The sequence below is a fragment of the Reichenbachiella agarivorans genome (assembly GCF_025502585.1).
Classification (GTDB): domain Bacteria; phylum Bacteroidota; class Bacteroidia; order Cytophagales; family Cyclobacteriaceae; genus Reichenbachiella; species Reichenbachiella agarivorans.
The window spans coordinates 935,815-956,952 of sequence record NZ_CP106679.1 but is presented as its reverse complement, the minus strand read 5'-3'; the positions used below and the strand labels follow the sequence as shown (position 1 = coordinate 956,952).

At 40.4% G+C, this 21,138-nt stretch carries 21 protein-coding genes; 15 read left to right on the top strand and 6 right to left on the bottom strand.

Translation table 11 applies throughout. The annotated features are described in order from the left end of the window. Positions 1 to 26: 26 nt before the first annotated feature. From N6H18_RS04020 to N6H18_RS04010, 3 genes are read left to right on the top strand one after another with little or no spacing between them, the layout of a single operon-like run. Complete coding sequence (locus N6H18_RS04020; RefSeq protein WP_262310548.1) at positions 27 to 389, top strand: phage holin family protein; 363 nt, start codon at positions 27 to 29, stop codon at positions 387 to 389. Further along, on the top strand, positions 379 to 747 hold the full coding sequence (locus N6H18_RS04015) for a hypothetical protein (RefSeq protein WP_262310547.1): 369 nt from the start codon (positions 379 to 381) through the stop codon (positions 745 to 747). Before N6H18_RS04020 ends, N6H18_RS04015 begins: the two co-directional genes overlap by 11 nt. Continuing rightward, positions 710 to 1,480, top strand: a complete 771-nt coding sequence (locus N6H18_RS04010; RefSeq protein ID WP_262310546.1) for a phosphoglycerol geranylgeranyltransferase — start codon at positions 710 to 712, stop codon at positions 1,478 to 1,480. Before N6H18_RS04015 ends, N6H18_RS04010 begins: the two co-directional genes overlap by 38 nt. Here N6H18_RS04010 and N6H18_RS04005 read toward each other — a convergent pair. The 5 genes from N6H18_RS04005 to panC form a co-directional block, all read right to left on the bottom strand. Further along, positions 1,463 to 2,383 carry an AraC family transcriptional regulator gene (locus N6H18_RS04005; RefSeq protein ID WP_262310545.1) on the bottom strand — a complete coding sequence of 307 codons (921 nt, stop codon included), beginning with the start codon at positions 2,381 to 2,383 and terminating at the stop codon, positions 1,463 to 1,465. The two genes, N6H18_RS04010 and N6H18_RS04005, sit on opposite strands and share 18 nt — an antisense overlap. Before the next feature lie 123 nt (positions 2,384 to 2,506). Further along, positions 2,507 to 3,646 (bottom strand): acyl-CoA dehydrogenase, encoded by a 1,140-nt coding sequence (locus tag N6H18_RS04000; RefSeq protein ID WP_262310544.1) that lies wholly within the window; start codon positions 3,644 to 3,646, stop codon positions 2,507 to 2,509. A 130-nt stretch (positions 3,647 to 3,776) separates the two neighbouring features. Further along, on the bottom strand, positions 3,777 to 4,466 hold the full coding sequence (locus N6H18_RS03995; protein WP_262310543.1) for a zinc metallopeptidase: 690 nt from the start codon (positions 4,464 to 4,466) through the stop codon (positions 3,777 to 3,779). A gap of 46 nt (positions 4,467 to 4,512) precedes the next feature. Next, positions 4,513 to 5,523 (bottom strand): lysylphosphatidylglycerol synthase transmembrane domain-containing protein, encoded by a 1,011-nt coding sequence (locus N6H18_RS03990; protein WP_262310542.1) that lies wholly within the window; start codon positions 5,521 to 5,523, stop codon positions 4,513 to 4,515. After that, a complete protein-coding gene (gene panC / locus N6H18_RS03985) occupies positions 5,520 to 6,374 on the bottom strand; it encodes a pantoate--beta-alanine ligase (RefSeq protein WP_262310541.1) in 855 nt (284 codons plus the stop codon). The genes N6H18_RS03990 and panC overlap by 4 nt, the downstream gene beginning before the upstream one ends. 118 nt (positions 6,375 to 6,492) lie before the next feature. Here panC and N6H18_RS03980 point away from each other — a divergent pair, with 118 nt between their 5' ends. The 8 genes from N6H18_RS03980 to N6H18_RS03945 all read left to right on the top strand — a co-directional run bounded on the left by N6H18_RS03980 (position 6,493) and on the right by N6H18_RS03945 (position 13,611). Beyond that, the gene (locus N6H18_RS03980; protein ID WP_262310540.1) at positions 6,493 to 7,305 is read left to right on the top strand and encodes a glycogen/starch synthase; all 813 of its coding nucleotides are present in this window, start codon (positions 6,493 to 6,495) and stop codon (positions 7,303 to 7,305) included. Continuing rightward, on the top strand, positions 7,289 to 8,716 hold the full coding sequence (locus N6H18_RS03975) for a DUF4270 domain-containing protein (protein WP_262310539.1): 1,428 nt from the start codon (positions 7,289 to 7,291) through the stop codon (positions 8,714 to 8,716). Before N6H18_RS03980 ends, N6H18_RS03975 begins: the two co-directional genes overlap by 17 nt. Before the next feature lie 5 nt (positions 8,717 to 8,721). Next, the gene (gene glmS / locus N6H18_RS03970; protein ID WP_262310538.1) at positions 8,722 to 10,560 is read left to right on the top strand and encodes a glutamine--fructose-6-phosphate transaminase (isomerizing); all 1,839 of its coding nucleotides are present in this window, start codon (positions 8,722 to 8,724) and stop codon (positions 10,558 to 10,560) included. Between the two features lie 308 nt (positions 10,561 to 10,868). Beyond that, on the top strand, positions 10,869 to 11,891 hold the full coding sequence (locus tag N6H18_RS03965) for an RHS repeat domain-containing protein (protein WP_262310537.1): 1,023 nt from the start codon (positions 10,869 to 10,871) through the stop codon (positions 11,889 to 11,891). Further along, positions 11,875 to 12,528 (top strand): hypothetical protein, encoded by a 654-nt coding sequence (locus tag N6H18_RS03960; RefSeq protein WP_262310536.1) that lies wholly within the window; start codon positions 11,875 to 11,877, stop codon positions 12,526 to 12,528. The genes N6H18_RS03965 and N6H18_RS03960 overlap by 17 nt, the downstream gene beginning before the upstream one ends. Before the next feature lie 161 nt (positions 12,529 to 12,689). After that, complete coding sequence (locus N6H18_RS03955) at positions 12,690 to 12,941, top strand: hypothetical protein (RefSeq protein ID WP_262310535.1); 252 nt, start codon at positions 12,690 to 12,692, stop codon at positions 12,939 to 12,941. 164 nt (positions 12,942 to 13,105) lie between these two features. Then, positions 13,106 to 13,330, top strand: a complete 225-nt coding sequence (locus N6H18_RS03950) for a hypothetical protein (protein ID WP_262310534.1) — start codon at positions 13,106 to 13,108, stop codon at positions 13,328 to 13,330. Next, a complete protein-coding gene (locus N6H18_RS03945; RefSeq protein WP_262310533.1) occupies positions 13,315 to 13,611 on the top strand; it encodes a type II toxin-antitoxin system RelE/ParE family toxin in 297 nt (98 codons plus the stop codon). Before N6H18_RS03950 ends, N6H18_RS03945 begins: the two co-directional genes overlap by 16 nt. Before the next feature lie 225 nt (positions 13,612 to 13,836). On the opposite strand, the gene N6H18_RS03940 is transcribed toward N6H18_RS03945, so the two are convergent. Then, the gene (locus N6H18_RS03940) at positions 13,837 to 15,624 is read right to left on the bottom strand and encodes a polysaccharide lyase family 7 protein (RefSeq protein WP_262310532.1); all 1,788 of its coding nucleotides are present in this window, start codon (positions 15,622 to 15,624) and stop codon (positions 13,837 to 13,839) included. 310 nt (positions 15,625 to 15,934) lie between these two features. On the opposite strand from N6H18_RS03940, the gene N6H18_RS03935 reads away from it, so the two are divergent. The 4 genes from N6H18_RS03935 to N6H18_RS03920 all read left to right on the top strand — a co-directional run bounded on the left by N6H18_RS03935 (position 15,935) and on the right by N6H18_RS03920 (position 21,137). Then, positions 15,935 to 16,675: a FadR/GntR family transcriptional regulator gene (locus N6H18_RS03935; protein WP_262310531.1), complete on the top strand. Its 741-nt coding sequence runs from the start codon at positions 15,935 to 15,937 to the stop codon at positions 16,673 to 16,675. Positions 16,676 to 17,084: 409 nt separating this feature from the next. Next, positions 17,085 to 19,388 carry a heparinase II/III domain-containing protein gene (locus tag N6H18_RS03930; protein WP_262310530.1) on the top strand — a complete coding sequence of 768 codons (2,304 nt, stop codon included), beginning with the start codon at positions 17,085 to 17,087 and terminating at the stop codon, positions 19,386 to 19,388. A gap of 45 nt (positions 19,389 to 19,433) precedes the next feature. Next, positions 19,434 to 19,805 (top strand): cupin domain-containing protein, encoded by a 372-nt coding sequence (locus N6H18_RS03925; RefSeq protein WP_262310529.1) that lies wholly within the window; start codon positions 19,434 to 19,436, stop codon positions 19,803 to 19,805. 66 nt (positions 19,806 to 19,871) lie between these two features. After that, positions 19,872 to 21,137, top strand: coding sequence for an MFS transporter (locus tag N6H18_RS03920; protein WP_262310528.1), 1,266 nt, complete (start codon positions 19,872 to 19,874; stop codon positions 21,135 to 21,137). The last annotated feature ends 1 nt before the right edge of the window (position 21,138 follow it).

Below are 21,138 nucleotides of genomic sequence, written 5' to 3'. Positions count from 1 at the left end.
TATAGCTCATAAAAAGCATTCTACACGTGATAGATATACTTAATATCAATAAAATAAAAAGCGCCCTATCAGACTATGTCAAGGTCAAGATTGAGTTGTTCAAGCTTGATATGACTACTCAAATTTCCAATGCGCTGGCGCAAGTGATCGCCTATTTTATCATTATTCTCATTGGAGGATTAGTTGTATTTTTTGTCAGCATGGGCATGGCATTTTTATTCAATCAATTACTAGCCAGTACCTATTTGGGGTTTATTATCGTGGCGGGGATTTATCTCTTGTTTTTATTAATTGTACTTTATCTTCTGAAATCAGGAAATTTGAAGTCCTTTTTTGAGGATAAATTGATGGAAAATTTTAGCTCGAAAGAAGAATCAAATGAAGAATAATCAGCAACTCTTGTCACGTAAAAGCAAACTACAGAGAGAGGAAAGGGAACTTATAGGTGACTTGGACTATGAGGCACAAGAATTGGAAAAAAACTTGAAAAAGAGTCTCACGGTAGTTGGAGCTATAGCGGCTGGTTTGGCTGGAGGATATCTGATTTATAAACTAGTCTCGCCTTCACGACCTAGTCCCAAAGTCAAAACTAAGATAAAGTCTGGACCACCTAAGGCTGCCAGCATGATCAGTCAGTCTATCCTCACATTGGCTCTCAAGAGCCTGCTCCCAATCGCTATTGAGAAATTGAGCAACAAACTAGAAGCAAATGACAATGAGCCTACTCAATCAACTGGTAGAAAATAAAAAGGTCAACAGGAAATCTCTTGCGATACTCATCGACCCAGATAAGGTAGAGGATTCCTCTAGTCTGATTCAAACCATCCATCTCTGTACGGAAAACAAAGTTGATTTTCTGTTTGTGGGAGGGAGTTTGATTACAAATGATAATTTTTCTAAGGTCATTTCGATCATCAAATCAAACACGAATATTCCAGTACTGATTTTTCCAGGCAACAACATTCAAATCGATTCTAATGCAGATGCCATTTTGCTGCTGTCGCTTATCTCTGGAAGAAACCCTGATTTCCTCATAGGACAACATGTGTTGGCTGCACCCATTCTCAAGAAGAGCAAATTAGAAATCATCCCAATGGGTTACATGTTAGTCAACTCTGGACCAGCAACCTCAGCCAGTTATATGAGTAATACAACCCCGATACCTTCGGACAAGCCGACCATTGCCGCATGTACAGCGATGGCAGGAGAGATGTTGGGACTGAGAACGATCTATTTGGATGCAGGGAGCGGTGCGCAAAAGGCAATTCCACAGAAGATCATATCAACGGTATCTAGGTCTATATCTGTACCTCTGGTCGTTGGAGGCGGGCTGAATTCGATCAGTAAAGTAGGATTGGCTTTGGAAGCTGGAGCTGACATGGTTGTGATCGGCAATGCACTGGAGAATGATTACAGTTTACTCATCGAAGCTTCGGACAAAATCAATAGCATGAATGCTACCTTAGACATTCATCAGTGATTCTCTGCGTCTCATCTTACCTGCGGGAATCCCAAACATCATTTTGAAGCGTCTGCAGAAATAGGCAGTGTCTTTGAATCCTACCTCTTTCCCTATTTCTCGGATACTTTTCTTAGAAGTGCGTAGCATGTTGACAGCCATCTCCATGCGTTGGTACTCGATGTAGTCTTGTGGGTTGATACCAGTTAGCATTTTGAAATATTGTCCTACATAATCTTCAGATACGTTGGCAACATTGGCCAGCGCTTTGTTGGACAAATCGTCTCTGAGGTTATCTTTGATGTAAGAGAAGATGTCTATTAATCGAGGGTCTTTGAAGTAGGTAGAATTGGTCGCCAACTGTTCTACAAATAGGCCTTGCTCTAGGATGTGACGGATCAATTCTACTACGACTTGATCGGTCTGTAACTTGACAACTCTGGCCTTTCCTGGTAGATCAGCATATATTTCACTCACAATTTGCTTTGCCAATGAAATCAATTTGTTGTTGTTTCGGATGACAAATGGTGGAATGTCCAACGAAGCGAAGAAGTTGACCGTGTCAAAGACCTTTGCTTCAAAATTAATCATGGTGACATTGTCATTTTCCAGCTTAGGAGTAAACTTCTCATTGTTTTGGAAGTATTTCTCTCGGCTATTGATGAAGTCATCATTGGATAAATTGATGGCCTGACCAGTACCGTAGGTAATGGAGACCATTTTTCCTCCTGGTACAAATAAAATCTCGCTCTCGGATACGACTTCCTTTTCCTTCCCAAAAGAAACTTCGCCTTTGTGTACATAGAGAAATACGTTCTCTACATCGTAATAATTTTCAATTGTAACCGGCTGTAAAATATTAATATTCTTAGCCGATATAAATCTAACTCCGAGCGACTCTATGATTTTGTTGTAGTCTTCCACTGTGACTTATTTAGGATTTACCTTCGAATATTGACAAATATCAAATATTCTATTGTATAAATCTAATATTTACTTAAAAAAACACAAAGGAAATGACTCTCATGCAATGCCCAATCATTTATATTATTTCAATAATTCTCGTGCAATTACAATGTTTTGAATTTCAGAGGTGCCTTCGTATATCTGAGTAATCTTGGCATCTCGCATCAATCTTTCTACATGGTACTCCTTGACATAGCCGTAACCTCCATGTATCTGTACAGCCTCAATGGTCGCATCCATGGCTGTCTGAGAAGCAAATAATTTGGCCATGGCAGCTTCTTTGACGAAAGATTCTCCACGGTCTTTTTTCATGGCTGCTTGGAGGATCAGCAATCGGGCTGCCTCTATCTCAGTTGCCATTTTTGAGAGTTTGAACTGGATGGCTTGATGATCAGAGATGGACTTGCCAAACGCTTTACGCTCTTTTGCATATTTGATCGAGAGTTCGAGGGCACCAGAGGCGATCCCCAAAGCCTGGGATGCGATACCAATTCTACCACCATTGAGTACCTGCATGGCAAAGCTGAACCCAAAACCGTCATCTCCAATTCTGTTTTCTTTAGGAACTTTGACATCCGAAAACATCAATGAATGGGTGTCAGAACCCCTAATACCCATTTTATTTTCTTTGGGTCCAATGGTGAAACCAGATTGACCTTTTTCGACAATCAGCGCATTGATGCCTTTGTGTTTTTTGTCTGGGTGTGTCTGGGCGATCACAATATATACAGAAGCGGAACTACCATTGGTGATCCAGTTCTTTGTTCCGTTCAGCAGATAATGATCATCTTTGTCTTCAGCGGTAGTACGTTGAGAGGTGGCATCAGAGCCTGCCTCTGGCTCAGATAGGGCAAAAGCACCGATGATTTGACCAGAAGCGAGCGGCTTGAGGTATTTTTCTTTTTGCTCGGCAGTACCATATTTTTCTAATCCCCAGCAGACCAAAGAATTGTTGACAGACATCGATACGGAGCAGGACGCATCTATTTTGGATATTTCTTCCATAGCCAAGACATAGGAGACGGTGTCCATGCCTCCACCTCCATACTCGGGCTTGACCATCATGCCCAAAAATCCCAATTCACCCATCATTTTTATTTGCTCGGCGGGGAATTTTTGATGTTCATCACGGTCTATTACTCCTGGTAGGAGCTCGTTTTGTGCAAACTCTCTAGCGGCTTCTCTTACAGCCATTTGCTCTTCTGTGTATTGAAAGTCCATAATATTCGATTGATGTTGTGGTGAAAATAATGAATCCAAAATATTTAATAGTATGCACGCATACTTTTTATCAGACAAACAAAAAAAAGACCCGATTTCTCAGGTCTTCAGTCAATTCTTATTTAATAGATTAATCTCTATTGGCTCCCATAAACATCATGACGAAGTAGAGCAATTGTGTAATTGCCGATATCGCTGCTACGACATAGGTCATAGCTGCCCAGTGCAAAGCATCCTTGGCCATGACATGCTCTTCTTTGGTCACAATGCCACGCTCATCTATCCAAGCCAATGCACGTTTGCTCGCATCAAATTCTACTGGTAATGTCACCAAAGCAAACAAGGTGATTACTCCTTGCGCAATTACCACTACTAGAAAGATCGTATCGAGTCCCATGGAGTAGACCATGCTTCCGAACAAGAACATGCCTATCATGAGAAAATTTAGAACCTTGGCGCTTAGGTTTTGGATAGGGACCATCGCAGATCTGAACTCCAAGAAGCTATAGGCAGTGGCATGCTGTACGGCGTGTCCGCACTCATGTGAAGCCACAGCTGCTGCTGCCGCACTTCGTCCACCATACACTTCTGGGCTTAGGTTTACAGTTTTGTTGCCTGGGTTATAATGATCTGTCAATTGACCTTCTACGGACATGACTTTTACATCATAGATTCCGTTGTCTCGTAGCATCAATTCCGCAATTTCACGTCCTGACAAGCCAGATTTAAGTCCCACCTGTGAGTACTTTTTAAATTTGCTTTTCAGTCGACTACTGACGAAAAAGCCAACTATCATGAACACTATTAATATTACTATCATATCGCTGTGGATTATAATTATTTAGCAAATGAACTTCAAAATCACATTACGTTATTACTTCCTTTTCTGTTTTATTTCTTTTAGGCACAAAAAGACTGATTCCTAGGCAGGCACCTCCTACGACAATGATCATGATGACCTGAGAGGTGTGCAACAAAGTGGCAAAAAACAAGCCTGTCGTAGCACCTACTCCATAAATGACGAGTACACCGCTGACCAATGCGTGGTAGGCACCAATTCCTCCTTGTACAGGCATCGCCATGGATACACCTGCTGCTGCCAATATCGATAGCCCTGCGCCAAATCCAAGTCCCATGGTTTCATCCATGGAATAGAAAATCACATAGCTCATCAAATAATATAGTACCCAAATAGCAATAGTGGATAGGATATAGCCTACGGGACTTTCCACTTTTCGGATGGACCAGAGACCATCTAATATTTCTAAGAATTTACCTTTCAATTTGTTGAATGTAGCATTGTTGAATTCTTTGCTCAGCACATATCTGAGTCCAAGTATGCCAATCACACCACATATGGCCAGCAAAGCACCAATGCCGAAGATGAGTTCTTTTTTTTCTTTCCAATCTTCCCATCTGACAGAGGTCATGAAATATTGAAAAATTTTGTCAAACTCAACCAATAAGTCCAGCGCAACGAGACTCAGTAGAATTAGAAAATCTAATACTCGTTCGGTAATGACAGAGCCGAATCCTACGCTGATGGGTACAGAATCGATGCGTTTCAATACACCACACCTGGTGACCTCTCCCAATCTTGGGAAGGCCAAGTTGGCTAGGTATCCTGTCATCAGAGCTAAAAATGTTCTCCAAAGCGTCACTTCATACCCTAAGGGTTTTAATACCAAATTCCAACGGTAGGATCTGAACAAATGACTCACTATCGACAGTGCCATGGATAACCAGACCCACCAATAGTTCACTTCAGAAAGTTTCTCGCTAAAATCATCGAATGAAACATTTCGAAATACAAAGTAGAAAATCAGTCCGCCTAGAATAAGTGAAACGCTAAATTTTACAACTGTTGAAGTTTTCAATTTTTCTGTTTTAAATACAAGTTATCAATTATTCTCACACCACTCACATATGCTGCAGCACAAATAGAAACATCTGTGGTGTCATGTGCGTTTTGTAGAACTTTCATGGTATCTGATGCTACAATCTCTAGATATTCTAGGTTGAGATTGTCGAGAGACATGATTTCATTTTTTGTGTTTTCAATGGCGTCTGCGAACGATACCCCACTGGCGATAAGGTCTTTTGTTTTGAGCATCGATTGATACAATTGTGCAGCTGTTTCCTTTTCTGAGTCAGAAAGCCTCAAATTCCTAGAGCTCATTGCTAGTCCATTGGACTCACGCATGATGGGCACTCCTATGACCTCCACAGGGAAGTTTAATTCCACGGTTAGTCTTTTGATCACAGCCAATTGTTGCAAATCCTTTTGTCCAAAGTAGGCTCTATCTGGCTGAATGATATTGAATAGTTTGGAAACCACAACCCCTACACCTGAAAAGTGGCCAGGTCTGAATTCACCTTCCAGCACTGTTTCTAAGTGTCCAAAGTTGAATTGAATCATGGTTGTTTGCTCATACATTTCATCAGTAGAGGGGATGAATACCAAATCACAATTGCCTTCCCTTAGCATATCCAAGTCCTTTTGTTCTTGTCGAGGATATTTTTTCAAATCTTCGGGATTGTTGAACTGTATCGGATTGACAAAAATGCTACAAACAGTCAGGTCATTTTGAGCCACGCTATGTGTGAGCAGGCTGAGGTGGCCTTGATGAAGCGCCCCCATAGTTGCTACCAGACCAATGGATTTACCTTCTAGTCTTTGCGTTTTAAGAATTGATCTCAGCTCTAAAATACTGTGTATTACTTTCATAAGAGAAGGTATAACTAAGATGTCTTTTGATGTTAAAAGCCATTTTAGTTGAAAATGATCCAAAAATAGTGTAATTTTGTGGTCATTTTGAAACAATAACATTTAAAAATAAAGGTTTATGTCACAGTATAAAATACTCTACGTTGCAAATGAAATAAACCCATTTTTACAGACCACAGAAGTGGCCGATTATGTTAGAGCCTTACCACAGGCCATGCAGGAGCGAGGAATGGAAATACGAATTTTGGTCCCAAGATTCGGTTTAATCAATGAAAGAAAGAATAGATTACACGAAGTAGTAAGATTATCTGGAATAAACATTTCGGTAGGAGATGAAGAAAAGCCTTTGATCATCAAGGTAGCTTCTATCCCCAATGCCAAATTGCAAGTTTACTTTATTGACAATGAAGATTATTTTCACAGAAAATCTGTATTTGTTGATAAGGAGGAGAAATTCCACGAAGACAACGACGAAAGAGCCATCTTTTTCTGTAAAGGCGCCTTGGAAACAGTGAAAAAGCTGGGTTGGGCACCTGATATCGTTCATTGCAATGATTGGATGACTAGTTTCATCCCGTTGTATTTGAAGACAACCTACAAAAACGATCCGATTTTCAAAAATGCTAAATCTATCTACAACATCTATGGGAACTCTTTTGAGCACAAGTTCAATGATGATTTGATCAGCAAGGCGATGATGATGGATATCGATGAAAGCATGTTGGATCATTTAAGATCAGCAGACTTTGAGGGATTCGTAAGGTTGGGTATGGAGTATGCAGATGCTGTGATCAAGTCCAAAGAAGAAGCTGGTGACATTATTGACAAGTTGATTAATAATGCACCAAAGAACAAAAAAGTTGAAACAATACAAAAAGACGCTAACTACTTAGATTCGTACTACAATTTATATAATGAGCTTGTTGGATAAAAATTGTTTAGGGCTGTTGACATTCGCAGCCTTTTTCATTTTTTCGTGTGAGGATCCTAGTGAAGTTGGCTTGGGATTGGATCCTGATGGCGTGGCATCAGGAGTTTTTTATGAAGAAATATACTTGCCTGCGCAAAATGTCTTTATTGATAGCCTTAGAACCAGTGGAAATACTAGGTTGTTGGTAGGGTCAGTCACGGATGATGTGTATGGCAAGACTAGTGCTATGTCGTACAATCAACTGTCTACGACATCTGGGATTCAAAGTCTAGGGTTCAAACTGGATACTGTATCTACGTCTCCATTGGTTGTAGATACACTTTGGTACTCTTATGTAGTGGATTCGACAGTATTGACTTTGGGGTATGATTATATCCATAGCAAGGAGTCTATAAAGGCGCAGACCATTCGTGTCTATGAAGTCGATGATCAACTATTTTCAGGTGTTTACTATTTGTCAAAATTTAACACGCCTATTTTACCTCTCGAAGCTGGAAATGAATTTTCGTTTGTACCGCGCTTAGATTCTATTGTGAATGAAACTGTGGATACTGTCAAGTTCTATTTGAAAAGGGAATGGGGCGATCGATTGTTTGATATTGCCAGACAATCTAATAGAGCTACTCTGCTTGCTACTGATTTCAAAGGTATTGCCATTGGAGGGGGAGATGATAATACGTCAATTATTGGGTTTACCTCTACAGGATATACTGCACTCAATGTGCATTATCATATCGTGGGACCAGATAGTAACAAAGCCGACTCAGTTTACTTCGATAGTCTTGCAGTTAATTTTTCGCTCTCTGCATCTGCTGCAAAGTATAATAAAATTACGACGGACCGAACAGGTAGTTTGATAGGTACAGGTATAACTAATCTTGGGAATTTCGATGTGGATGATGGCAATGTCTATCTCAATGCGGCAGCTGGTATTTATCCGAAAATCGATATGCAACCTCTTGTTGATTTTCTTCGTGGTGATGAGCAAGAACTGATTCAGATCAATAATTTGGAATTTGAACTGCCTACAGACGGAGAGGAAACTACGCTCGATGAAAAAGTGTCTCAAGTGAGACTTTATTTTGTGGGCGATAGCACTCAGATAAATGTCCAAGGTCTAACAACAAATGATATATACAATACTGGGGTTTTGAAAGATATTGGGTATTTGACAGGAGCACTGGATTTGTTGAGTTTGGCTATTGACACAACTAGTTTTTCTTATCGTGGTGCTGCCACATTTTTTGGTCATTCGATTGCTAACGGGTATATTTTCGCTGAACCAGAGGATGTAAATGAGGAAGTGTACAACAAAGTAGTGGTCATGCCAGTAGATCTGGGCAAAGTGAACCAAACAGTAATCCCAAAGGACGGGATCAAAGTAAAAGTATTTTATTCAAAACCTAATTAAGGCGCATGTGTGGTATAGTCGCTTATCTTGGTAATCAAGAAGCTTACCCTCTGATCATCAAAGGACTCAAAAGATTGGAATATCGTGGCTATGACAGTACAGGTGTCTCCGTACACCAGGATGGTCAGTTGCAGATATTTAAAAAGGTAGGGAAGGTTGCTGAGTTAGAGAATTCATTGGCAGGGAAGTCGTTGAAAAGCACGATTGGAATAGGACACACTCGTTGGGCAACGCATGGAGAACCAAACGATATCAATGCTCACCCACATTTCTCCAGCAGCAAGCAACTTTCGATCATCCACAATGGGATTATTGAAAATTACAATGCGCTCAAAAAGGAATTGATATCCAAAGGGTACTCTTTTGTAAGTGAGACGGATACAGAGGTGTTGATCACTTTCATCGAAGATATCAAAACACACAACAACCTTTCTCTAGAAGCTGCTGTTCGTCAGGCACTGTTTACCATTGAGGGAGCATATGCCATAGTGATCATGGATCAAGACAACCCTGATCAACTGATTGCCGCTAGGAAAGGTAGTCCCATGGTATTGGGTATAGGTAAGGAAGAATACTTTGTTGCATCAGATGCTACACCTATCATTGAATATACTGATGAAGTAGTATATCTGAACGACGAAGAAATTGCTGTAATCAACCGTGACGGGTTTAAGATCACAAGCATTGAGAATGAAGAACTCACACCCTACATCCAAAAGGTGGAGTTGGAGCTGGATGAAATCGAAAAGGGTGGATACGAGCATTTCATGCTCAAAGAGATATTTGAGCAGCCCAATTCGATCGCGGACAGTATGAGGGGTAGATTAGATGCCAAGAACTCAAAAATCACACTTGGAGGTATCAGAGAATATGCGGATGCTTTGACGGAGGCCAATCGAATCATCATCATCGCCTGCGGTACCAGCTGGCACTCTGGCTTGGTCGCAGAATATCTCTTCGAAGAATTCTGTAGAATCCCTGTTGAGGTAGAATATGCCTCTGAGTTTAGGTACCGAAACCCCGTTATCAATAAAGGAGATGTGGTGATTGCTATTTCTCAATCAGGAGAAACGGCCGATACTTTGGCTGCCATAGAGCTGGCCAAGTCGAGGGGGGCTATCATCCTAGGTGTGGTCAACGTAGTAGGGTCCTCTATCTCAAGAGCTTCACACGAAGGAGCCTATTTGCACACAGGCCCAGAGATAGGTGTGGCTAGTACAAAAGCATTTACAGGTCAACTTTCTGTTTTGATCATGATTATTCTGTCGGTGGCGGTCAGGAAAAAGACTATCACTGATGCTAGACTCAAAGAATTGTTGACAGACCTTGCTTGTATTCCTGACAAAATCAGAAAGGTATTGGCTAGCAATGATAAGATTGAATACATCGCCAGTCTCTTCAAAGACGCGCGCAACTTTTTGTACTTGGGTAGAGGGTACAATTTCCCAGTTGCTCTTGAAGGTGCTTTGAAGCTTAAGGAGATTTCTTATATCCATGCAGAAGGATACCCTGCCGCAGAGATGAAGCATGGGCCGATTGCTTTGATTGATGAAGAAATGCCAGTGGTGGTAATCGCGACAAGAGACAGTTCGTATGACAAGATCGTATCAAACATCCAAGAAGTCAAAGCAAGAAAGGGTATTGTCATAGCAGTAGTCACAGAGGGGGATGTTTTGATCCCCAAGATGGCAGATTACGTGATCGAAGTGCCAAAATGTGATGAAGCACTGATGCCGTTGGTTTCTGTCGTTCCTCTGCAATTGTTGAGCTATCACATAGCTATCATGCGAGGTTGCAATGTCGATCAGCCAAGAAATTTGGCCAAATCTGTGACTGTGGAGTAACATTTGAGACTTTGACTAGGTCAAAACATGTTAAAAAAACGAGAGGATTTTCATACCCTATCTCCTTCTAAACGAGGATTTTAAGGTAGTTTGGGAGGCAGTACTCTAAAGTAAGCTTACTATAGCCTTCATGATAGCTTATATGACCCTCTAAGTAAGCTTACTTGAGCCTCCATGTAAGCTATCTTGGGATCTGATGTAAGCTTACATGGGAGCTGAAGTAAGGGTCAATCCAAAATCAACTGCCATCGATCCTGGTGTTTGACAACAACTACCAACTGGTACTGGGCCAGTCAGGTTTCCAGCAAGTGACAGAGGCAGCAGCTGAGGATGGGACAGATGTCGATCATGAACATTTGTCTCACAGCATCACGATAGCAGAAGCAGGATATGTCTATATTTACCTATCGAACGAAAACGGCACGACCGATCCGATCGATGTGTTCTTTGACGATTTCAAAGTAGTACAGCAGCACACACCCATTGTGCAGAAGGATGATTACTATCCTTTTGGGCTTACTTTTAACTCGTATTCGAGCGGTATTGAAAATCTTTTTAAGTTCAACGGGAAAGAGGAACTGGAAGAGACTGGGTGGTATGATTATGGGGCTAGGATGTTAGATCCATCGTTAGCTAGATGGTTCAATATTGATCCATTAGCTGATAGGTATAAAAATTTGTCACCATACAATTATGTAGCTAATAACCCTTTGAAATATGTTGATCCCGATGGGAAAGAAATTCGGTTTGCAGACAATAAATCTACGAATTTGTTATTCAAAATGAGGGTGGTTGCAAATATGGCTGCGAGTTTTGTTTTGTCAAAAAAAGCTAGGTCTAACATTAAAACTCTAATGGGGAAGGATGCAAATTTACACGTAATCCAAAATAACAGTGGAAGGAAAAGCAAGGTAGTACCAGCTGGATTGGAGAAATGGGAAAATGATAGACCAGAACCACCAAAAGTTGAGTTTAATGAAAATGGAGATATGGTTTTTCCAGAGGGCGATGGACAAAAAGAGATAGATGAATGGAGGGGAAATAAACCAGCGAATAATCATAATAACGGAGAGGGCGATGGTACACTTATAAGATTGGATTTAGATCAAATGAAGGATTTCCAAAAGAAAGGTGATATAATAAACGTTGGAACAGGTATTGATCATGAAATTTCTCATGCAGTTGCAATCGAAAAAGGTAAAGCAGGAAAAACTGCCCCTGAAGAAGAACAAAGAGCCGTTAATGAAACTGATGTAATTCGGACAGAAAAAAACAGGTTCAGGATTTTTAATAAGATAGAAAAGAGAGACACATATGATAGAACATATTAAAAGGCTAGTTGTGTTGTTGACTTTGCTACAATCCATTGTGATGGATTTGAATGCTCAAATCTTATCAAAGGTCAATGGTGAAATTGATAATATGCAATTATCTCTAAATGACTTTGCAGATAAAGACACACTTGTGCTTAGTATAAACTTCAATAAGATAAAGGGTGAGTTGGTTAAAATTGAGATTGATAACAATCTGGGGGAAGTTTATTATGAATCTGAAAGATGGAATGGTCAAATAATTAGTTTGAAGAAGAAAACTGAATTGGATATTCTGTTTCCGAAAGAGGCTTCTGAAAAGTACCCATATTGGTTTATTACTTTTGGAGTTAGGCAAAAAGGTTTGGTTAAGGATTATAGATATGTAATAAAAAGGTATGCAAAAATTTTGAATAGTGATTATTCTGGGGGTGATTTTGAGGTCTCTTCTAGAAGTAACAATGTTGTTTTATTCCGTACGGAAGGTGGTTTAATTGAGTTGAAAATAAGAAAGGAAGGGAGAACCGTTTTTGAAAGTCAGTATTCTGAAGGGAGCATTGTTGAGTTTGACCTTGATAATTATGGATTCGGCACCTATAGTATTAAATATGATACCCATTATTATAGTACGGAGTTTGAAATTGATTATTTGAAATAGCTAATTATATAACAGAAACTCCCCCACCTGATCTTAGAATAGAAGAAAAACCCTAGTCGTATGTCTGAGACTACCCCGCTGGCGCAAGCTTGTAGCTTGTGCTTTACGTTCTTGAGATAGAAAGTCAACAGATATTACTTTGGATCAATTAGATTTAGGTAATGAGTAGGAAATACAAGTTTCATAATCCGGAGGGATTGTATTTTATCAGTTTTGCCACGGTTTATTGGTTGGATGTATTTGTGCGAGACAGGTATTTTGATTTGATGTTGGAGAGTCTGGATTATTGTCGAAAAAATAAAGGGATGGAAATTTATTCCAGCTCGGGCGCATCTGTGATGCGACTGAAACATTTTGGAAAGTGGTGGAAAAACAGCAATTGCATTGCGGTGAAGAAAATACAAAGCCTTTGAGAGATAGGAGGTTTTATTGTCCCCCCGCTAACGCACCCAAGGTCTATCTCAACTACCTAGTGTTTGACAACAACTACCAGATTGAAGAAGTACAGCAATATCACCCCCTATAAATAGATCAAAATATGAAGATAAATCGTTACTTTGTATAAAAGCATTTTAATATGACTACTGCACAAGCTTTAAAACTGGAATTAATGGAGTGGCTCGCTACTGTCCATGATCAAAAAATAATCAAGGAACTATCCAAGTGGAAAGAAGAGCATCAACACATCAGTATCGAACAATACAACAAGGAATTGGATGAGGCTGATGCAGCCATTGATAGAGGAGAATACATAACACATCAGCAAGCGGTCAAGGAAATCAGTGCATGGAGAAAAAAATAGTCTGGAACACAAGACCCTCAAAGTCTTTTGCTAGCGCACTTAAAAATATCAGTCTAGAATCTTATCAAAATGCTGAACTAGTTGAAGCCGCAGTTTTATCTGCGATTGAAGGGATACAAGAACAACCAGAACGATATCCCCCAGATAAGTTTAAATCAGAGAATAAAGGAGATCATAGAGCTTTTGAAACACATAGTTATAGAGTAGCTTATCGGGTAACAGATACTCAAATACGAATATTGAGAATCCGTCACGTCAAACAAGAACCCAAACCATATTAGTAATAACCACGCCCCCCCACCTGATCATAGAATGGAAGGAAAACCCTAGGTGTATGTCTGAGACTACTCCTTTCTATTTTGAGTAGAGCAACGTGGGAGCATTTCCCTCCTCAGGCGGACACGTGTAAATGCGGTGATACATACAGTGAAGATGCTAGAGTAGAAATGAAAAAGGAGGCTATCTCATACTTTGAGACAGCCTCCTTTTTGTTTGTGTGCTGGTTGCTATTGATGTGACACAGAGAAGTCATATACTAAGACCTCCCCATAGTTATTTGGGTTGCCTGTATCACTGCCTTCTTCGTTTGCATTACTCTGCGTATAGTTACCTACTTTAAAGTAAGCTTCACCGTAGCTTTTGTTCATGACATACGAGTTGCTTCCGTCTTTAATTAAGTAGCTAGAGGCATTGCCACTTGCATAGGCACTGGCCAGATTGCCATCTTCACTGTAGTAGCAGTAGTGTTTACCGTCTATTACCTCAAAGATTACCTCATGTTTGGTTCCCAATGTATAGTTAGACTTGATCGTCACGTCACTTCTGAGTTTGCCACCGTTGAAGCTTAGGAATAAATGAGAACCCTCAAGTCTCATGACCATGGCGTCATCAATACCATCTGCTTTGTTACCATGAATTTGTGTGGCAACCAAGTGGTCTTTATTCATCGGCAGGTGTGTAATGGCTTGCTCCACATATACTACATGTTTTCCGCTAGTAGTCCAGTAGATATCTGAGCTGCCAGATTCTGTTCTTTCTCTCAATTCAGAACGGATGTAATTTGAATTGGGGGTAGAGCCATTGTTGCTTCTGATTGGCACTCTAAATACGATGGCATTTTTATCGTTGTTGACATAGAAATATTCATTGTTGCTTTCGCCACACAATGTTTTGTCCTCTACACCATCTGGATACGTGATTTTCCATTGGTTACAATTTTCCATCAGATCAGAAGGGATGTTTGCTGTACCAGGCTCAGTAGGATCTACAGGATCAGGGTCAACTGGGTCTGGATCTGGGTCTGGATCAGTACCTCCATCTTGTGCCTGTCCATAGATTTCTACATCAGTGATGCTGTTCCACGTATTTGCAGAATTGCCAAGGCAAGTGATGCGTACATATCGTCCAGTGGTGCTTTCAAAGTTGTAGGTCTCTAATCCTAAGGTACTGCCCGATGAGCTTGCTGAAAGTACCTCTGTGAGGTTAGAAGTACTATCGCCGATTCGGATTTTGAACGAAGAACTTCTCTCGTTACCCTTGTACCAAGCAATTTTGATACTGCTTACCGTTTGAGATGATCCAAGGTCAAAAGTAATGTACTGCCCTGAACCATTCGCAGACCATCTGGTAGATAGATTTGGGTCTTCATCAATGGCATTGGCAGGGACGTTACCATCATTGGCACTGGCCGATACACTAGAGATGGATAGCTCTCCTGTGGTCGGATCTGTTGGGTCATTGTCGTCATCGTCATCACCTCCATCGGTGTTGCCGCCTTCTGTTAGTACAAAATCATCGAAACGCCCTGTATCACCACCGTATGCACCATAGATTGTGATAGCGCTGTTCGATCCAGAGTTGAAGGTTACAGATACTTGAGTCCAATCACTGTAATCTCCTCCATCACTAAAGTTGCTATTGCCAACTTGGGCTCCAATAATACCCGCTTCCAAAATATAGGCAGAGAGTGTGTAGTCAGTGTTTTGTTTGACTGCAATGCTTTGCTCGAATTTGCCACTAGACCCTGTGATTTTAGCTGATTTGGATCCTGAATGTGCGTCACTTGATGTTGCCGAAGGGTCTGTATCGATCCATCCGGACCAATTACTCTCAAACCCTGGATTGGTGATACTTACTTGGTCACCAGCTGCTAATGGTGAGTTTAATAGTAAATCTTGTTCTTGTAAATCAAGATTTTCGTCGCATGCTTGAAAGCCTATGGCTAAGGCAGCAACTAAGATTGTGATGACGAAACTTTGATAAAAGTCCCCCCATCTAAACAGGTAGTTTTTCATAATAATTTTTAATAGTTAAAAAATAGTCTTTCTTTTGGCTTCCCAAAAACTGGAATGTCAATTATTGGTTAACCAAAAGTGAATGTCGCAAAAAAAGACCTGAAATCAAAATAAGAGATTGTTTCTCACGTGTTTGTCACAGGCATGACGTAGCTAAAAAGCTACTTTATGAATAGCAAAATATGGTTTTTGATGGTAAATTGCCTGTGATATATTTTGTTAGAAAATAAAATTTTTCTTAAAAAATTTGTCCTTGGGTAATAAATAACTAAATTGGTCAACCAATTAACAATGGGTCAACAAATAACGAATGGAATTGTTAAATAACTTCACACAAATCGTAATCGAAACACCAGTAGATAAGATTATCAACCAAATAAAGGAGTTAATCACTTCTGGTCAACTCAAACCAGGAGATAAACTTCCACCAGAAAGGAAGCTTTGTGAAGTTTTTGGTATCGGTCGATCACATGTAAGGGATGCGATAAAAAAGCTTGAATTTTATGGGATCCTCAAGACACTTCCACAAAGTGGGACAGTCGTTGCTGGACTAGGAATGACAGCCCTGGAAGGTTTGATTTCAGATGTTTTGAGACTTGAAGTGAAAGATTTTAGATCTCTCGTAGAGACCAGAGTTATATTGGAAACCAATGCTGCTGCTTTGGCTGCACAAAACAGGACAGAGGAGGATATTGAAAATATTGAAAGTGCTCTGGCTGCTTATAAGAAAAAAAAGGATGCAGGTATTCATGCGGTAGATGAGGATTTGATGTTTCACTTGAGTATTGCAGAGGCTAGTAAAAATTCGGTGCTTAAATCGTTGATGTTGGTGATTACGCCCGATATTTTGACAAATTATAGAGAACTAGATGCTTGTGGGGATGGAAGGTCTGACACGGCATTGGAGTTGCACGAAAGAATATTGTTCTACATAAAAGAGCAGGATATTGAAAAGGCTACTCAGGCGATGAGGGATCACCTTAGCGATATATTGGATTTTTCAAATACGCTACAAGTGGAACAATTTAATCTTAAGAAGAGAAAAAAATAAAAGGGGTACTAAAAAGTTAGTGCAAAAAAAATGGATTAACCAAGTGCTAATCCATTTAGGAGGGATAATCACATCAATATAAATATCAATTTGGCCGTCGGTATCTTCATTGAATTAGATTAATCACCATTACAAATATAGTAATTATCTGTAATTCTACAGGTCGACTATATTTTATTAGAATCTCTCCTGGTCACAGTGCCATTCTGATGTCCATTCAGATTTGCAAAACTCAATTTTGGTATATCTCTAATAAGATTTGGGTTACAATTAATAATTAGTTTGAATGTGAATATTGGTGGATGAAAGTCCGCCAATACTTTGCTGACAGACTCAAAATGCACTTTATGAAAAGTGTCTAGCGTGAGCTGGGTTAATCAACTGCATGATAAAGACTAGGAAATTGAATATGAGTGATCGTATAGTGAAGATAGATTTAGTAGTACATCGTATAGTGCTTATTGGGTGTTTGAACCTGCTGCTGTTGTGCGTCATGGCATCATGCAGTCAGGAACAAAAGACAACAGTGGGTTTGAATCACCAAAGTATTTTGTTTGATAAACAGTCTCTTGCTTTGATTCAAAAGGAGTATAAAAATATTCCTTTGTTCAATGAATCAATTCAAGAGGCGATGAGGCAAGTGGAACAGGAGATTGCCAACGGTATAGAGGTTCCTGTACCTCAGGATTTGGCAGGTGGATATACCCATGAGCGTCACAAGCTGAACTACTTGACCATGCAAAAGGCAGGTAATCTTTTCATGATCACTGGTAATGAGAAATATGCTGTTTATATCCATGATATGCTACTGCAATATGCGAAACTCTTCCCTACCTTGTCGTTGCACCCAAGTGAAAAATCCTATACTAGAGGTAAGCTTTTTTGGCAGTCTCTTAATGATGCCAACTGGATGGTGTACACAAGCCAGGCCTATGATTGTATATATGATTGGTTGAATGAGGAGCAGAAAGAAAATCTAGAGAAAAACTTATTCAGACCCTACGCAGATTTTCTTTCGGTAGAAAATCCCCAGTTCTTTAACCGTATTCATAATCATAGTACTTGGGCCTGTGCAGGTGTAGGCATGATGGGCTTGGTAATGAAGGACGAAGAATTGATTCAACGTGCTTTGTATGGATTAGAAATTGATACTTTGGCAGTGGGTGTCAAGGATAACGACGGAGGCAGTATTTTGGCTCCTGGTCAAAATAGAGCAGGCTTCTTGGCACAGATGGATATGCTGTTCTCACCTGATGGCTTTTATGCCGAAGGTCCCTATTATCAGCGGTATGCAATTTATCCTTTTGTGGTATTTGCAGCGAGCCTTGAGAATGCCAGACCTGATTTGAAAATATTCGAACATAGAGAAAATATCTTGGCCAAAGCTGTATATGCACTGGTCAATCTAGCAGACAGTGATGGGGAATTTTATCCGATCAATGATGCGCAAAAGGGCATGTCTTATTACTCCAGAGAACTCGTGTCTGCAGTAGATATTGTGTATCATTTTGCGGGTCAAAACCCTGAGCTACTTTCTATAGCAGAAAAACAAGAAAAAGTACTCTTGGATGCTACGGGCTTTAGTGTGGCGCAAGCTATCACTCAGGGTAAAGCCAAACCATTCATTCCCAAGTCTTTGGAGCTGAGAGATGGAGCTGACGGTAGCGAAGGTGGTGTAGGCATCCTCAGAATGAATCACAGTGGTGGAGATATCAACGCTGTATTGAAATACACTGCCCAAGGAATGGGACATGGTCACTATGACAAACTTTCTTATTCGCTGTATGAAAATGGCGATGAAGTGCTACAGGATTATGGGGTGGCGAGATTTGTTAATATTGAACAAAAGGATGGGGGAGGATACCTCAAAGAAAACAAGACTTTTTCGAAGCAAACGATTGCTCACAATACGCTGGTAGTGGATCAAAACACCAACTATGGAGGTAAAATAGACAAAGCCAATCTCCATCATTCAGATCGATTTTTCTTTGATAAGAACCGCTCTGATATTCAGATAGCTAGTGCCAAAGATGTAAATGCCTATGAAGGGGTCGCTATGCAGAGAACCATTTGTCTCGTCGCAGATTCATTGTTTGAAAAGCCGCTCGTTATAGATCTGTTTGATGTGCGTGCAGTTGAGTCACATAGTTACGATTTACCCTACTATTATTTCGGACAGATTTTGTCTAGCAATTCAAATTACAAGACAAACGCGACACTCCAGCCAATGGGTGAGAAAAATGGCTACCAGCATATTTGGGAAGAAGGCCGCTCAGATCAGTTGCCATCCAATACCAAGATGACTTGGATGCAGGATTATAAATTTTATTCTTGGACTGCTGTGACAGGTGATGGCGATGAGTTTTTGTTGGGTAGAATAGGAGCCAATGATCCACATCACAACCTACGTTCTGATCCGATGTTTATGTTGAGAAGACAAGCCAAAAATGCGGTTTTTGCTTCTGTATTGGAGTCACATGGACAGTATTCGCCAGTGAGTGAGTTTTCTACCAATGCCTTTTCTATGGTCGATAACATCTCCATTACTTTTCAATCCGAGGAATTCATTGCCTTGAGTATCAGACATACGGGGGGATCTGAGCTCAGATTGGTTGTATGCCGCTTGGACAATGGCACAGATACAACACACGAAATAGAAATTGATGCAGAAAAATTGGTCTGGACAGGGCCTTATTATTATCAAGTCAAGTAGACGTATGGTTTGCTGACAAGTAAAAGCGATTAACAAACGAATATTATGAAGAGGTTTAGTGACAAATTTATTTTAGCTGATAAGATGGAATGGGAAGAATTGGGAGGAGGGGTTTCTCGTAAATTCTTAGGATATGACAATCAGATCATGATGGTACAGGTCAAATTCGAAGCAGGTGCTTTGGGGTCGCCTCACGCTCATTTTCATACACAGTCTACTTATTGTGCCGCAGGTAAATTTGAGTTTACTGTAGGTGGAGAAAAGCAAATTGTAAAAGCTGGCGATGGTATCTACATGGAACCAAATGTACTTCATAGTGCAGTTTGTCTAGAAGCAGGGATACTTATTGATGTGTTTAGCCCCGTACGAGAGGATTTTCTTGAGGGAGGTGAAGTATCATATTTTGGAAATAAATAAGCTAGGGTACTAAGCAGTGCAATACACAGTGTTTGCAACTGGAATTGAAAGACTAAATATTAGAACATGAAAGTAAAAGGACTAAGGTGGTGGATTATAGTGTTGATTTTTATAGCGACGGTAATCAACTACATTGACAGGACGGCTATCAGTGTGATGTGGCCTGGTATATCAGAAGAGCTTGGATTTACTAAGCATCATTACTCTATCATGTTGAATGTGTTTATGGTGGCCTATGCTATTGGGCAGTCAGTCTCGGGGAGGATGTTTGATAAAATAGGCACTCGAATGGGCTATGTCGTCAGTATTATGGCTTGGGGAGCCTCGACTGCTTTGCATGCGGTGGCATCAGGACTCATGTCATTTGGATTGTTCAGAGTGATGCTCGGCGTATCCGAAGCGGGTAATTGGCCTGGAGCCGTGAAGAGTAATGCAGAGTGGTTTCCCGCAAAGGAGAGAGCCATGGCACAAGGTATATTCAATGCTGGGGCCTCTATGGGATCTGTGATTGCACCACCGCTTATTGCCATGCTATATCTTGGATATGGGTGGAGATTGACATTTGTGATAGTTGGTAGTTTGGTATTGCTATGGGTGATTCCATGGTTGATCATCAACAAGGCTGCTCCTAAGAAGCACCCTTGGATTACCAAAGAAGAGCAAGATCATATATTATCTGATCAGCCTGCTCAGACTAGCGATGAGGAAGAACGAGTATTGTCTTTGCGTGAGATTTTATCTCACAAAGAAGCTTGGTCTGTACCTGCATCTCGATTCTTTCTAGAGCCACTGTGGTGGTTGTTTGCAGGATGGATGCCTATTTACTTGGCTGACACATATGGTTTTGATGTTAAAGAAATCGGGATGTTTGCATGGGTACCTTATGTAGGTGCAGCTATTGGTAGTATGGCAGGTGGATGGTTCGCTGGAAAGCTGATCTCACAAGGAAAGGGAGTAGATAAGGCACGAAAAACAACTATTTCCATTGGCGCGGTACTTATGTTTTTGGGATTGCTAGCTACCATTTTCATGGCAGATACACCTGAAAAGTTTGTAGGTATTGTGGCTGTTGTCCTGTTTGGCTTTCAGTTTTCAATTAGCAATGTACAGACTATCCCTAGTGATTTGTTGAGCGGAAAATCTGTGGGTGCATTGGCTGGATTTGGAGGGACAGTTGGTCTTTTCTGTGTGATAGGAATGAATTTCCTCATCCCATTCATTACGGAGACTTCATACACGCCAGCATTTGTGATCATTGGTGCATTCGTGCCATTGAGTGTGATTGCAATATTTGTACTATGTAAGGAAATTAAGAGAATAGAAATAAAATAGA